Below are 14,771 nucleotides of genomic sequence, written 5' to 3'. Positions count from 1 at the left end.
CGACCGCAAATCTCCTAAAAATCTTCCGAAAACCCGCCAAACGCAAAAAGCGCCTGCCGCAGAACGGCAGACGCTTTTTGGCGCTTTAAGTCAGGAGCTTGGGGCTACGGCCTTAGCTCGCGCAGCTGTCGTGAGCTATTCGCGCACAATGCGCCGTACTTCTACCCCACCGCTGGCGGTGCGGGCCTGCAGCACATACACACCACCGGGCAGAGCCGAAAGGTCAATAGCCTGCTTATGAGCCGCTGATGCCGCCACGCTGGCTTCGTACACGCGCTGCCCCAGCGCATTGCTGATAGTCAGCTGCACCGCTTCGCGGTAGCCGCTCAGCTCTACGGAGAGGTGGCCATCGGGCGTCGGGTTCGGATACACAGCAAGGGAAGTAGCCACTTGGGCCGCAGTTGAGGCCGTGACCGTAACGCTGACAGGGGCCGAGCTGGCCGAGGCGCAGCCGCCCGTGCTCGTCACGACCACCGTGTAGGAGCCGTTGCGCGTGCCCGAGTTTACCACGTACGTCTGGCCCGTGGCCCCGGCAATAGCCACCCCGTTGAGGTAAAACTGGTTGCCCGTGGCCGCAGACGACGTCAGCACCAGCCCCGTGCTCGGCGTGCCCGTTACCGTCAGCGTCGGCGTAGCCGGCGTGGCGTTGATGGTAACGGTCGTGCCGCCCGTCACGGCCGCGCACCCGCCCGAGGCGGCCACCGTGTTGGTGATGAAGTACGTGCCCGGCGTGGAGGTCGAAGGCGTCAGCGTGCCGTTGGCCGCGATGCTCAGGCCCGTGGCCGGGTTCACCGTGAGCGTGCCCAGCGTCGAGCCCGTGCCGAGGCCCAGCGCCACCGTGCCGCTCGTGCCCGTGCAGTAGCTGCTGGCCCCGTAGCCGATGTTCGCCAGCGGTGCCGCCGTAATGGTGATAGTAGTGGTAGCCGTAGTAGCGGCGCAGCCACCGGCAGCGGCTACCGTATTGGTTACGGTATAGGTGCCGGCGGTGCTGCTGCTAAGGGTAATGGCCCCCGTAGTGGCATTGATGGTCAGGCCCGCGGGCGTAGCCGTGAACGTACCTGCCGAGGCACCCGTACCGAGCGTTACGGCCGGGTTTGTCGTGCTGCTCTTGCAAAAGGGCGAGCCGCTGTAGCTGAAGGCAGCTACCGGCGCGGCCGTGATAGTGACACTAGCCGTGGCCGTCACGGCCGCGCACCCGCCCGAAGCGGCCACCGTGTTCGTAACCGTGTAGGTGCCGGGCGTACTGCTACTAAGCGTAATGGCTCCGGTAGCAGCGTTGAGGGTAAGGCCCGCCGGTGAGGCCGTGAACGTGCCCGCCGTAGCGCCCGTGCCCAGCGTCACCGTGGGATTGGTGGTTGCGCTCGCGCAGAAGGGCGAGCCGCTGTAGCTGAACGCCGCCACCGGCGGCGCCGTGATGGTGACGGTCGTGCCGCCCGTCACGGCCGCGCACCCGCCCGAGGCGGCCACCGTGTTGGTGATGAAGTACGTGCCCGGCGTGGAGGTCGAGGGCGTAAGCGTACCATTGGCCGCGATGGTGAGGCCCGTGGCCGGGTTCACCGTGAGCGTGCCCAGCGTCGAGCCGGTGCCGAGGCCCAGCGCCACCGTGCCCGTGGTCGTGGTGCAGTAGCTGCTGGCCCCGTAGCCAATGTTCGCCAGCGGTGCCGCCGTGATGGTGACGCTCTGCGTGCTGCTGCTGCCGCAGGTGCCGCTCACAGTGTAGGTTACTACATAGGTACCGGCGGTACTGGCGCTTAGGCTGATAGCGCCAGTGCTGGCGTTCAGGCTCAGGCCCGTGGTCGAAGAGAATACACCGCCCGCCGTGCCCGTGATGGTGGGCGTGGGCGTAGCCGTGCTGCTCTTGCAGAAGGGCGAGCCGCTGTAGCTGAACGCCGACGAAGCTAAGGGCGTAACGGTTACCGTAACCGGAGCCGAGTACACGGTGCGGTTGTCGGAAGTCAGGATAACGGCCCGAAAAGTAGTCGTAGCCGTGAGGTTGGTGAAGGCCAGCGTGGTGCCGGTGTTAGTGCCGGCTACGTCGGCGAAGCCGCTACCGCTATCAGCCTGGTACTTTACAATAGTGCTGCCGGCCGCGTTGCCGCTCAACGTGAGCGTGCCCGAAGTAGAGCCGGCGCAGCCGCTGGCTACCGAGGTAGCGAGGGCCCCGCCTTCGGTGTTAGCCAATACGAAGAAGTCGTTGCCAGGTGTAATACCCTGAGTGGAAACGATGCCCGTGGTAGGCGCGGTTGCAGCGGCACCACCTAGCGAAGCGTATACGCCGTTGGCGGTGGCCGCCTGGGCTACTACGGCCGTGGCCGGGCTGCCTACTACATCGTCGGCCCCGTAGCTGAGCTGCACAGTGGCCGTGGCGGGCAGGTTGGCTGAGTTTTGCAGGCGTACGTAGCGAGTGGGGTTCAGGCTCGAAATACCGCCCGAAACCGAGCCGTTGGCTGCACCATTCACGACGGTAGCCGTGAAGGTCTGGGCACTGCTGGTGGTGATGCCATTGACCACTACCGGCCGCCAGCCAGCGGCGTCGCCCACCCCAAAGGTGCGGCTCACGGCCGTGGCACTGTTTACGGTGATACCCAGCGGGCCTTTCACATACGAAGTAGCCGAACCGGTTGGATACGTGCCAGCGGCAGTGCCTATGGTCGCTATATTAGCCGCCGAGGTAGTGAAGAGGCCAGTGGTTAATATGAGGGAGCCGTTTGATACGCCGCTGCTGTTGATGGTCAGGTTACCGCCGGCCAAGATTACCCCAGCTGCATTGCTGATAGTAACTATGTCGACGATGCGAGTGGCCGGGATTTCAAAGCCGGTAGTACGGGCCGTCAGCTCTGGCGCGTAAATCAGTTGCAAGGCACCACTGCCAATATTGAACACCGGGGCCGAAGTAATGGCACCACTGGTGGCAGTGGCCGACACCCCAATCTGCACGACAAAGAAAGTGGCTGAGGCGTCGCCGATGGTCAGGTTGCCGGCACCATTAAGATTGCCCGTGAACATATTCACACGCGTTACTACCAGCGGCACCGTCAGCGTGATGCCGCTGCCAGCGTTGTCTACGCTAAGCGTACGCAAGGTGGTAAACGTACCCGAGCCGCCCAGCGTCTGCGCCACCGAGCCACCAAAATATAGCGTGCTGCTGGCCGTGGTACCCGTAACCGTACCATTGTTGGTGATAGTTGAACCCAACTGCAACAGGAGCTGCCCATTTAGGTTCAGGTTGCTGCCGGGGGTAGTCAGCGTTGTGCCGTAGACGTTGGTCTGGCCTTGTAGCAGGGCGCTTTTGGCGTTGGTTGTATTGTCGATGGTAAGGTTCGGAAACGTGCCCCGAATGCGGAAGTCGAAATTGGTAGCCGTAGCCGCTACGCCCACGTTTACGGCACCACCCGTAAAATTGTAGGTTCCAGCCACGTAGTAGTCGAGCGGCGTAGTGGCCGTGCTACGCTGCACCAGGTTAACGACCCCACCCGAAATGGTTGTTGTGCCATTTACGCCAAATGAAGGCGTACCCGACGTATTCCCGATAGTGCTGACGTTTAACGCCCCGGCACTCAGGTTGAAGGTCATGGCAGCCGCCGCTGTTGCGGAAGTGAACGACCCAAACCGGCCGGCCACGTTCAGCGAGCCACCTTCCTGGGTATAAACTGAGCCCGAGCCAAATGAGAGGGAGTTGCCGATGCTCGTGCCCACGTTAAACGTGCCCGCCGTAATGCGCAGCTGGCCGCTAACGGAGGGTGAGCCCGTCTGGGCGCTCACCGTAAAGTTGGCATTATTGAGCCAGAATGCGCCCGTGGCCGGAATGACGTAAGAGGCAGCGTTGCCGAAAACTCGGTTGGTAAGGGTGGCCGTACCCGAAATCTTCAGGGTGCCGGTCATGTCATTTACCGGGGTAGCGGCAGTGGTTTGGGTCAGCAGGAAGCCCGTAGTGGCCGCCGCCGTGCCTTTTACCGACAGCGTCGGCAGGCTCATCTCCACCACGTCGGCCAGCGTCGATTTAGCCAGGGTCATGGTATAGAGGTCGGTAGTGCCCGTGCCGCCAAACGTGACGCTGCCCGCACCCACGAAGCGCAGGTCGGAGCCGATGGTGCTGCTGGCGCTCATCGTCAGGGTGCCGTTGTTAGTCACGTTGCCACCCACCTGCAACGAGTAGGCCGTAGTGGCCGATGTAACGAGCGTGCCCCCACTGGCAATGGTAAGCGAGCCGGCCGCCGCCGCCACGTCGAGCGTTACGGTGGCGCCGCTGGCAATTGTTACGTCGTCGGTAGCAGTTGGCACCACGCCGCCTACCCAGGTGCTGGCGGCACTCCAGTTACCACCCGTAGCCGTTGAGGCAATCGCCGCCTGAACCCGGTACGTAGCGGCTGGGCTGGGCACAAACGGCTTGGCGGCGGATGTTGCGCCGGCTGGCAGCCCGGCCGCGATGCTTTCCCGTGTGGCCACGGTGGCATTCGGCATGAGGCGCTGCTGGCCCCAGGAGGTGCCCAGCGCTAGCAAGCTCAGTGCAGCAGCCAGCAGCGGCCGAATCCGCCGGCTTGCCATCGGCCGCACACCATAGGCAAGGAGTATTTTTTTCGTCATACAGCAAACATTAAAAAAGATTAATATTCCCCGGAAATTTTCAACCGGGATAACAGGCATTCATAGCTCAGGCAAGCTGCTATTCACTATTAGCTTAGCCGAGCTATGAGCAGGCAATATAGGGGTAACTTCATCTAATATTTACCTGTTCTTCAGGTATTCTTTAGAATCTTGTCTATTTTCTAAGCTGGCACGAACGCTGGCTGGTAGAAACGGTCCACGTCAAGCAGCTTATTCAGCAAAAAAGCTCCCCGACTTTGCAGTCGGGGAGCTTTCAGCAAAAGGCTTGGCTTTTAGCAGGCAGGCCTAGTATTTAGCGAAGCGCAGGGTCTGCAGGCCCTGGTCGGGGGCGCTCACGCGCAGCAAGTACACCCCGTTGGCCAGCTCGCTCAGGTCCACCTGCGTCGTGCCGTTGCCAGCTTGCGCCGGCAGCTGGCGCACCACCTGGCCCAGCGTATTGACCACGCTCAGCGTGGCCGCCTTGCGGTAGCCGCTCAGCTCTACGGAGAGCTGGCCGTCGGGCGTCGGGTTGGGATACAGGCGCACAGTGGCCGCGCTCTGGGCACTGGCCGTGGCCGTGACCGTAACGCTGACAGGGGCTGAGCTGGCCGAGGCGCAGCCGCCCGTGCTCGTCACGACCACCGTGTAGGAGCCGTTGCGCGTGCCCGAGTTTACCACGTACGTCTGGCCCGTGGCCCCGGCAATAGCCGTCCCGTTGAGGTAAAACTGGTTGCCCGTGGCCGCAGACGACGTCAGCACCAGCCCCGTGCTCGGCGTGCCCGTTACCGTCAGCGTCGGCGTAGCCGGCGTGGCGTTGATGGTGAACGTGCTCGTGCTCGACACGGCCGCGCACCCGCCCGAAGCGGCCACCGTGTTGGTGATGGCATAAGTGCCCGCCGTTGAGCCGGCCAGGCTGATGACACCAGTCGTCGCGTTAAGAGCCAGGCCCGTCGTTGAGGAGAAGGTACCGGCCGTAGCACCCGTAGCCAGCGCAGGAGCAAACGTGCCCGTGCTGCCAGCGCAGGCCCCGCCAATGCCCGGTGTGGCATAGCTAAAGCCCGCCGTGGCGGGAGTGGTGACGGTCACCGTTTGGGTAGAGCTGCTACCGCAGGCACCAGCTACCGTATACGTCACCGTGTACGTGCCGGCGGTGCTGGCAGCCAGGTTGATAGCCCCGGTCGTCGCGTTAATCGACAACCCGGCGGTCGAGCTGAATGCCCCCCGGTAGTACCGGTGATGGCCGGGGTGGGGTTAGCTCCGCTCTGGCAGAAGGGCGAGCCGCTGTAGCTGAACGTGGCCGTGGTCGGAGCCGAAATTATGATAGTAGCCGTGGCCGTTACCGCCGCGCAGCCGCCTGAGGCCGCCACCGTGTTGGTCACCGTATAAGTACCGGCTACGCTGCCGGATACATCTACTGCACCCGTAGTAGCATTCAGGCTCAGCCCGGTGCTGGAAGTAAAGGTACCAGCCGTGGCACCCGCTGCCAGGGTAGGCAGCACCATACCCGTGGTTCCGGCGCATACCGCAGTAGTTGGGTAGCTGAAAGCAGCCGTGGCGGGAGCGGTGATGGTGACAGTCTGAGTGCTGCTGCTGCCGCAGGCGCCGCTCACGGTGTACGTGACCACGTAGGTGCCGGGCGTGCTGGCAGCCAGATTAATCGTGCCGGTTGTGGCGTCAAGGCTTAGACCTGTAGTCGAAGAGAACACCCCGCCCGTAGTGCCCGTGATGGTGGGCACCGGATTGGTCGCGCTCTGGCAGAAGGGTGAGCCTGCGTAGCTGAAGGTGGCCGTGGTCGGGGCCGAAATCGTGATAGTAGCCGTGCTCGACACTGCCGCGCAGCCGCCCGAGGCCGCTACCGTATTGGTTACGGTATAAGTACCAGCAGTCGAAGTAGAGGGAGTGACTACGCCGGTGGTCGAGTTCAGCGTCAGGCCGGCCGTCGAAGTAAACGTGCCTGCCGTGGCCCCCGTAGCCAGCACAGGACTGACCGTGCCGCTCGTGCTGGTGCAGTTTGGGGCGGCCGGATACGAGAAAGCGGCCGTAGCCGGGGCCGTGATGGTTACCGTGGTTCCGCCAGTCACTGCGGCGCAGCCACCGCTGGCAGCTACCGTATTCGTGATGAAGTAGGTGCCCGGCGTCGAGGTGGAGGGCGTAATCGTACCCGACGCATCAATTGTGAGGCCCGCAGCCGGGTTTACCGTAATGGTGCCGCGCGTACTGCCCGTGCCAATACCCAGGGGTACGGTGCCGGCAGTGGTAGTGCAGTAGCTGGTAGCTCCGTAGCCAATATTGGCTTTCGGCGGAGCCGTAATTGTAACGGTGCTGGTAGCGGTAGCCGCCGAGCAGCTGCCGCTGGCGGCCACGGTATTGGTCACGGTATACGTGCCGGCGGCCGAGCTGCTCGGCGTAATAGTACCGGTAGCGGGGTCCAGGGTGAGGCCGGTGGGCGTAGCCGAAAAAGTACCCGCGCTGGCGCCGGTTGCCAGCGTTGCCGGGGCAGTAGCGGTGCTGCTGGTGCAGTAGCTGCTGGCGGCGTAGCTAAAGCTGGCCGATGAGCCCGCCGTGATGGTAACAGTCTGGGTACTGTTGCAGGTGCTGCTGGCCGTGTAGGTAACGGTGTAGGTGCCGGCCGTGCTGCTGCTCAGCGTAATGGTGCCGGTAGTTGCATCAATCGTCAGGCCGCTGGTCGAAGAGAAGGTGCCGCCCGTCGTACCCGTGATGGTGGGTGTAGGGTTGGCTCCGCTCTGGCAGAAGGAGCTGCTGGCGTAGGCGAAGGCGGCATTGCAGGCTACTGTGCTGGCTCCCTTGGCCGATACCGACTTAAGCTGGGCCTGGCGCGGAGTGCCCGAAGAGCCTACCCCGTAATATAAACGGATGCTCAGGGTTTTGCCGCTGGCTACGGTAACGCCCGTAGCGCCGTTGAGCGCCAGGCGAAACGTATTCGCATTCACTGTGGGGCCGGCAGTCTGATTGGGCAAAGTCACCGGATTCGGAAAGCCGCCGGTTGTACCCGTTGGCTGCGTCACCCCGGAAGCAGTAAAGTTGCCACCGCTTACCTCGTTGATGGTGGTAAAGCCGTCAGTCGAGTAAGAAACCCCCAGGTGCCCCGCTGCGGAGTTGTTGATAGCCGAAGTCAGAATCAACGAATCGACGCGTAGCGAGTAGCCAGAGGCCGCAAGCACCGTAAACTCTTCATAAAATGAGCGCGAGGGGTTAGTGCCAGGCCCCGGAGGCGTGGCCGTGCTGCTCCAGCCGCCACCCGTACTCAATGGTGCGAACGCCTGGCCTCGAGCTGCCGAATAGCCCGGAATAGTACCAGAGGCTGCCGAATTATCCGATAGAACGAGGCTCGTAAACGTAGGGGTAGTCGGCGTTATACCGGTAACTGCCACCGTGGCGACATTATCGGCCAATAGCGGCCACTGCTCCAGTACGGTACTCTGAGCCTGGCTTTTGGCAGCAAATCCCAGACTCAATAAACCAAGCACCAGGCCTGGCAGCATTCGAAAACTTCGGCGCGACCTGGAGGGAAGCGCCTGACTTGTGGAGGCCTGGTAACTGGATTTAGCTACCATACCGGGTATAGCTTGCTGCATATGGGGTGGGAAGGTGGAAAAGATGAAAAAATGAAAAACGGCTCAATACCTTATCACATAGCTGTCGGCAGCCTGTTGGCCATAAAAGTACTTGATTCCTATTGGCCGTAAGATGAAAAAATAATGTTTTTACTATCTTACTTTATTGAGAAACAAAATAGGTAAATTTTACCTGCTTTCACCCTGCCCGTAATGGGCATCAGACTAGCCAAAGAGTCAGAGGTTTACTTGCCTTTGGCTGGCGCCAGCTTATTTGCGCTCAGTAGTGCTGTGTCAGGGAAAATAATTACCTAAAGTATCGACTGGCTCCCCCTCTCCTTTTCGGAGAGGGGGCCGGGGGGTGAGGCGCCCACCAGAACGATTAGGTAAGGAACTTGCCTGACGCAGCACTAGTGCTAAAAAAAGCGTAAAAGCCCCCTGGCACTTATACCAAGGGGCTTTTTGACAGTGAGAGTGCTGGTGTATGCTAGTATTTAGCGAAGCGCAGGGTCTGCAGGCCCTGGTCGGGGGCGCTCACGCGCAGCAAGTACACCCCGTTGGCCAGCTCGCTCAGGTCCACCTGCGTCGTGCCGTTGCCAGCTTGCGCCGGCAGCTGGCGCACCACCTGGCCCAGCGTATTGACCACGCTCAGCGTGGCCGCCTTGCGGTAGCCGCTCAGCTCTACGGAGAGCTGGCCGTCGGGCGTCGGGTTGGGATACAGGCGCACAGTGGCCGCGCTCTGGGCACTGGCCGTGGCCGTGACCGTAACGCTGACAGGGGCTGAGCTGGCCGAGGCGCAGCCGCCCGTGCTCGTCACGACCACCGTGTAGGAGCCGTTGCGCGTGCCCGAGTTTACCACGTACGTCTGGCCCGTGGCCCCGGCAATAGCCGTCCCGTTGAGGTAAAACTGGTTGCCCGTGGCCGCAGACGACGTCAGCACCAGCCCCGTGCTCGGCGTGCCCGTTACCGTCAGCGTCGGCGTAGCCGGCGTGGCGTTGATGGTAACGGTCGTGCCGCCCGTCACGGCCGCGCACCCGCCCGAGGCGGCCACCGTGTTGGTGATGAAGTACGTGCCCGGCGTGGAGGTCGAAGGCGTCAGCGTGCCGTTGGCCGCGATGCTCAGGCCCGTGGCCGGGTTCACCGTGAGCGTGCCCAGCGTCGAGCCCGTGCCGAGGCCCAGCGCCACCGTGCCGCTCGTGCCCGTGCAGTAGCTGCTGGCCCCGTAGCCGATGTTCGCCAGCGGTGCCGCCGTGATGGTGACGCTCTGCGTGCTCGAGCAGCCGGTGCTGGCAGTGTAGGTTACTACGTACGTACCGGCCGTGCTGCTGCTGAGGGTAATAGCGCCCGTGGTGGCATTAATCGTGAGGCCGCTGGTTGAAGAGAAGGTGCCACCCGTAGTACCCGTGATGGTTGGGGTAGGGCTAGTGGTGCTGCTCTGGCAGAAGGGCGAGCCGCTGTAGCTGAAAGCCGCGTTGCAGACGGCCAAAGAAGCCCCTTTCACTACTACGTTTTTCAGCATCGCGTACCGGGGCGTGCCGGTGCTGCCGCAGGCAAAGTACACCCGGAAGGTCAGGGTCTGGCCGGCCGTCAGGCTTACGCCCGTGCTGCCATTGAGTACCAGATGATACACATTGGTGGGGCCGCCAGTCTGGTTGGGAAGGGCAATGGGCGCACCGAACGCCCCGTAGGCCGTGCTGGTCACGCCGTTGCCGGTGCCGCCGCTGACGTCGGTCGAGTCTGATACGAAGCCCGACTTCGAGTACACGACTGCCATCTTCGTGTTAGAAGAGGTATTGTAGAAAGCCGCCGATAGCAGGACCGAATCCAGGCGCACCGTGCCGGTGGCCGACGTGGTTACCGTAAACTGCTCGTAGTAATTACGCTTCAGCGTGCCGCCTACGGCCGTCCAGGTGCCGTCGCCGTTGGGGGTAGCGCCCAGCGCCTGTCCAAATTTGGTAGAATAAGCCGGAATGGTCGAAAGCGTCGTGCCGTTCGACAAATACAAAGCTTTGAGAGTGGGTGCGGTAGCCGTCAGCTGCGACGAGCGAATGGCCGTGCTGTCTTGGGCATTGCGCGTGAGCGGCCAGTAAATGAGTGGGTCCGATTTCGGGGCCACCGTGGTAAGGCGCGAGCCGGTTACGGCTACGTTGACCGTAGTGGCTCCCGAGCTGGTATGGGTGATATTGCCGCTGTACGAGCCGGGCGTAGCTGCGTTCAGGCGCACGCTCACCGTAGTGCTGGCAATGGTATTGGCCGTAGGCGTGAGTACTACCGGCGTGGTGGAGCCCGTCCAGGTGCTGCCGCCGTTGGTGGAAATCTCGAAGCCGGCGGGCGGCGTAATGGTCAGGTTATCGGTCATGTTCACCGCCGACACGGTGTAGTTCTGCGCGGCCGAGGTGCCCGTGTTATACTGGGTAAAAGCGGCCAGCGCCGTCGAAGAAGTGGTAATCGTGGGAATGCTCGATACCTGAATCGAGGGCGTAGTGTGGGTAGCCAGACCGGCTTTCGAAGCCACTACCTTGTAGTAGTAGGCCGAGCCGGCTACCGGCAGCGCGTCGGTCGCGCTAAAGTTGTAGAGCGAGTCGGTAGTAGCCGTCTGGGTGCTCAGCAAGGTAAAGTTGGTGTTGTCGGTCGAGCGCAGCAGGTCGTACTTGATGCCGGCCATCGCCCAGCTGATGTTCCACTGAATGGCAGTTTGGGTAGCGCCTTTCGTGGCTTGCAGGTTCGATACCGCAATGTCGGGGGTAGAGTAGCTGGCAAAGCCGGGGGCCACGGTGGTGGGGTCCCAGGCAGCCGCTACGGCCGAGGTGCCACCGGTGCCAGTGCCAGTACCAAACATAGTGTTTATTGAATATTGCACCGTATCGGCCGGGGCCAGCTGCTTCGCCCAGCTCACGCGCTGGCTGGTGTTTACCAGATTGCCACCGAAGTACCGGGTCTGAAACTCGCCGTCCGTAATCTTGGTCACGTCGGTGCCGGCATCCCAGGTCACCCAGCCGGCGGGCTGAATCTGGTTTGCGCCAACCTTGGTTTTCGAGAAGATAACCTTATTGTGCGCCAGCGTACCGGCCGCTTCCGAGAAGCCGGTCGAGTTCTGCCAGGGCCGGCCCAGGTAGTAGAGCGTAGTACCGTTGTTAGACGGAATGCGGGCGTTGCGAAACAGGTAGCCGTAGTTCTGGGTGGCGGGCGTATTGGCCGCCGTGATATACGACGTGGACGTAGAGCCGCTCACGACACGCGTCTTGGCATAAATGGTGCAGTTGTCGAAAATGGCGATGGCGTTGCCAAAGATAAAATCGACGTTGCCATCAATGTAGCAGTCCTTGAAGTAGTGGCGCGAAACGGCGCCCCCGCTTTCATAAGTCAGCAGCGTGTCCTGGTTGCCCATAAAGCGGCAGCCCTTAAAGGCGGCGCGGTCGGCATACAAGCTCACGGCCACGGCCTGCGAGCCATCGCCGAACGAGTTGACGAATGTCATGGTCAGGGCCGAGAAGTCGGTGCCCTGCACCACGAGGCTACCCGAGCCGCCGGTACCCAGCGTGCCGCCTTTGCCGTCGGGGGTCAGGTTGTTGTCGTTCCAGGTCAGGATGGTATTGGCCACGCTCTGGCCCACAAACTGAATAAAGGGCTTATTGGACGGAACAGTTACTTTTTCAGTATATATACCATCTTTAATATAAATAACATAAGCTGCCGTGCGGCCCGTCGGAGCGGCCGTTACGGCCGCCTGAATCGTGGTAAAGTTGCCCGTGCCATCTTTGGCTACCGTCACATCGTAGGCATATAGCTTGGAGCAGGCTAGCAGCAAAAAGCCCAGCAGCGCCCAAAAGCGGCCAGCCGGGCTCTTCCTGCCAACGCGGGTAGAGGTTGTAGTCATTAGTAGAAAGGGGAAAATAGGTGGGAATTCCTTTCAATATTACCTCTTTAGCCTATCTAACAAGGCTTAATTACCAGCCTTTTTTTATGCAATCGTTGCCGGCAACGTTGTCTGAAGCGGGGGCAGCCCTGGCCTTTACCACAGCGCTGGCCAGGCTGTTTTAAGCAGCTGCCTTGCCGCGCGGCCGGTAGCGTGCTTGAAACGGGGCGCCTAGCTTGCCAGCGCCAACCTAGCCCCGGCTCGCCACTGGGCGCCTTTAAGGCTATGGCATTGCTGCTGCTCATACTGCAAAACCTGAATATGAAGCAGCTTGAAATAGCGACTTTTAGAATCTAAGTTTGCCGGGCCGAAACCGCGTTTTGCGGAATTTTATAATCGCCGGCTGCTTTTCTTAAGCCAGGTGGCATTTTTGAGCAGCGTCTTACCAACCACCATGAGCTTTTTTATACGCCTATTTTACACTGCCTTATTGCTGGGAGCTGGCCTGTGTACCAGTGGCGGAGTGTGCGCGCAGGCCCTACCGGGCGCGTCCGTACCCGCAGCCAGAGCAGCAACATCGCTTGCACCCAACAACTTAACCCGCGCCGATACCGCCCGGGCCATTCGCAAGCTGTTTAAAAGCCGACGGGGCGGCGGTATTGGCTGGCTCTCGTTTGGTACTGCCGGCATATTGGCTTCTACCCTACCGGCCTTGCAAACCACCAGCGCCGGCGTCTGGACGCCGGGGGTGCTGGCCGGTTCCGCCTTTATGCTCATCGGGGTAAACAAGCGTATTCAGTTTCGGCCCGGCCGCGAGCGGCAAGTGCTGCGCGAGCTGGCGGCTACCGGCCACCTGCCCACGAGCGTAGCCCGGCGCCTGCGGGGCCGCTTTGTGCCGGTACACGGCGCGGCGACGGATTACGACCCACTTTCGGCCCCCGGCATCCGACCTGCCAATGTGGCTCTTCACCTCACACCGGCCCAGGTAGCGGAGGCCGCACACGCCGATACGCTGCGGGCCATCAACCGCCTGTTTGCGCGCCGCCGCAAGGGCGGCCGAGCCTGGAACTACCTTGGGCTGAGCGGGGTGTTGACCCTGACCCGCGCCCTCACCAGCGCTAGCAGTGAAGGAACCAGCGTAGATGGCAGCGGCATAGCCATCCTGACCGGGGCCTTCATCGTAGCCCCGGTAGCCATCGGTATAGTAAACCTTACGGCTTACAGTGAAACCCACGAAGCTGAGGTTGAGAGTTCCTACCGCTCCGGTAATCCGCTGCCGAAGAAAATTCGGCAGCGGATTAAAAAGAAGGACTTACAGCCATACGACTAAAAAAAGTCCCGCCAGCACAACGTCAGCGGGACTTTTCCATTTCAGACGCCGGTTGTTGGTAGCTTCGCCAATAATCTCAATGCTGTTAACGACGGCCCGGTACATTGCTTCAGCTGCCCCGAGCTCGGACAGCACCTGGCAGCACCGCTGCAAAAACTGAATCTCGTCGCGGATAGGCAGCAGTCGCTCAAGCGGCAGCAAGGACATACTCCGTAGTACTTAGAATATGTGGCCCGATGCAGGGCGACAGCCCTGGCCGCGTTAGCAGTTACACGTCGCGCCCTAGCAGTTCCGTTAAAAAGTCAACTACCTCCAAAAAGCCGTTGAACGTCTTGCGCTCCGGCTTAAAATCCACCAGCAAATCTACCTCACTATTCGGCCCGGCCTCATTGCGCACAAACGAGCCAAACAGCCCTAGTTGCGCCACATCCAGCGCCCGCAGCTGGCGCTCAATACTTCGGCTTTCATTTGAACGGGGGCAGCATTGGGCGAAGCTAACGCCCGCCACGAGCGCGAAGTTGCCGCTGCTATCTCGACCTTGCGGTGCCGGTTAGTTACGGCCAAGCCTGGCTCCGATTTGCCGCTAGGCGGCAGTGGAAGCGCAGCCTCCACGCCAAATTAGTCGTGAATTACGCTGCGTTAAACTCGCGCCAGTGGTAGCTATTGTAACACGTTCACCCCGTACAGGTGAAACTTGCCATCCGAGGTAAGAACGGGCAGATTTTCCGTCAGCGCCTGCGCGATGATGAGCAGGTCAAACGGGTCGCCGTGGTCCTTCACTTTCGGCAGCGTGGCGATGTAGAGCAGCTGGCTCTGCTTAATTGGCAGCAAGTGAATACCAAACTTGCGACGAATAACCGTAGCAAAGGTTTCCAGCGAAAGACCATTCAAGTCCAGCTTGCCCAGCCGCACCTTGATAGATATTTCCCACAAGCTGGCCGGGCTCAGTACGAAGTCATTGCGCTGGTCAGTCAGCACCGCTTGAACAGTCGGCGACAAGGCGCTAAAGTTGGTACCCAGCGCAATCAGCGCGTTAGTATCAAGCAGATACTTCATTCCGCACTCGGCCAGTTGGCCGGCCGGTCGTGCTCGTCAAAAAAGTCTGGATGCACGATAATCTTCCCTTTGAAGTAGTCAGGAATGATGTTAGATTTCTTCACTGGCTTCTTCGGCGCAGGCTTAGGGGCCGCTCCACCCTTGGCGGGCGCGGTCTTCCTCTTAGGGCTGGGGGCGGTGGCAGGCATGACACTACAGTTAAAGCTGAGTAAAGATAACGCCCGCCACAAGCGCGAAGTTGCTTACCCTCGCCCCCGCGGTGCTGGTTGGTCCATGTAGCTTCAGCTTGCCGCGAAGCGGCAGCGGAGGCGCAGCCTCCACGCTAAAATTGGTCACGAGTTACGCTGGGCTAAACTCGCGCCAGTTTAGG

General features: G+C 61.2%; 8 protein-coding genes. 1 reads left to right on the top strand and 7 read right to left on the bottom strand.

Translation table 11 applies throughout. The features are described from left to right. Positions 1 to 135: 135 nt before the first annotated feature. The 4 genes from F6X24_RS09315 to F6X24_RS09300 form a co-directional block, all read right to left on the bottom strand. Complete coding sequence (locus F6X24_RS09315) at positions 136 to 4,584, bottom strand: T9SS type A sorting domain-containing protein (protein ID WP_191906528.1); 4,449 nt, start codon at positions 4,582 to 4,584, stop codon at positions 136 to 138. 306 nt (positions 4,585 to 4,890) lie between these two features. Next, a complete protein-coding gene (locus F6X24_RS09310) occupies positions 4,891 to 5,781 on the bottom strand; it encodes a T9SS type A sorting domain-containing protein (protein ID WP_151087732.1) in 891 nt (296 codons plus the stop codon). Beyond that, positions 5,715 to 8,087 carry a beta strand repeat-containing protein gene (locus F6X24_RS09305; RefSeq protein WP_151087731.1) on the bottom strand — a complete coding sequence of 791 codons (2,373 nt, stop codon included), beginning with the start codon at positions 8,085 to 8,087 and terminating at the stop codon, positions 5,715 to 5,717. The genes F6X24_RS09310 and F6X24_RS09305 overlap by 67 nt, the downstream gene beginning before the upstream one ends. 559 nt (positions 8,088 to 8,646) lie before the next feature. Then, complete coding sequence (locus F6X24_RS09300; RefSeq protein ID WP_151087730.1) at positions 8,647 to 12,036, bottom strand: pectinesterase family protein; 3,390 nt, start codon at positions 12,034 to 12,036, stop codon at positions 8,647 to 8,649. A gap of 433 nt (positions 12,037 to 12,469) precedes the next feature. On the opposite strand from F6X24_RS09300, the gene F6X24_RS09295 reads away from it, so the two are divergent. Continuing rightward, on the top strand, positions 12,470 to 13,345 hold the full coding sequence (locus tag F6X24_RS09295) for a hypothetical protein (RefSeq protein WP_151087729.1): 876 nt from the start codon (positions 12,470 to 12,472) through the stop codon (positions 13,343 to 13,345). Here the strand turns inward: F6X24_RS09295 and F6X24_RS09290 are convergent. From F6X24_RS09290 to F6X24_RS09280, 3 genes are all read right to left on the bottom strand, one after another. Next, positions 13,328 to 13,552 carry a ribonuclease HepT family protein gene (locus tag F6X24_RS09290; protein ID WP_151087728.1) on the bottom strand — a complete coding sequence of 75 codons (225 nt, stop codon included), beginning with the start codon at positions 13,550 to 13,552 and terminating at the stop codon, positions 13,328 to 13,330. The two genes, F6X24_RS09295 and F6X24_RS09290, sit on opposite strands and share 18 nt — an antisense overlap. Before the next feature lie 61 nt (positions 13,553 to 13,613). Next, a complete protein-coding gene (locus tag F6X24_RS09285) occupies positions 13,614 to 13,853 on the bottom strand; it encodes a nucleotidyltransferase family protein (RefSeq protein ID WP_229725470.1) in 240 nt (79 codons plus the stop codon). A 152-nt stretch (positions 13,854 to 14,005) separates the two neighbouring features. Further along, positions 14,006 to 14,401, bottom strand: a complete 396-nt coding sequence (locus F6X24_RS09280; RefSeq protein ID WP_151087727.1) for a type II toxin-antitoxin system VapC family toxin — start codon at positions 14,399 to 14,401, stop codon at positions 14,006 to 14,008. Positions 14,402 to 14,771: the final 370 nt, after the last annotated feature.

It is taken from the genome of Hymenobacter baengnokdamensis (assembly GCF_008728635.1).
Classification (GTDB): Bacteria; Bacteroidota; Bacteroidia; order Cytophagales; family Hymenobacteraceae; genus Hymenobacter; species Hymenobacter baengnokdamensis.
The sequence above is the reverse complement of the archived record's forward strand: the minus strand, read 5'-3'. Positions and strand labels throughout refer to the sequence as shown.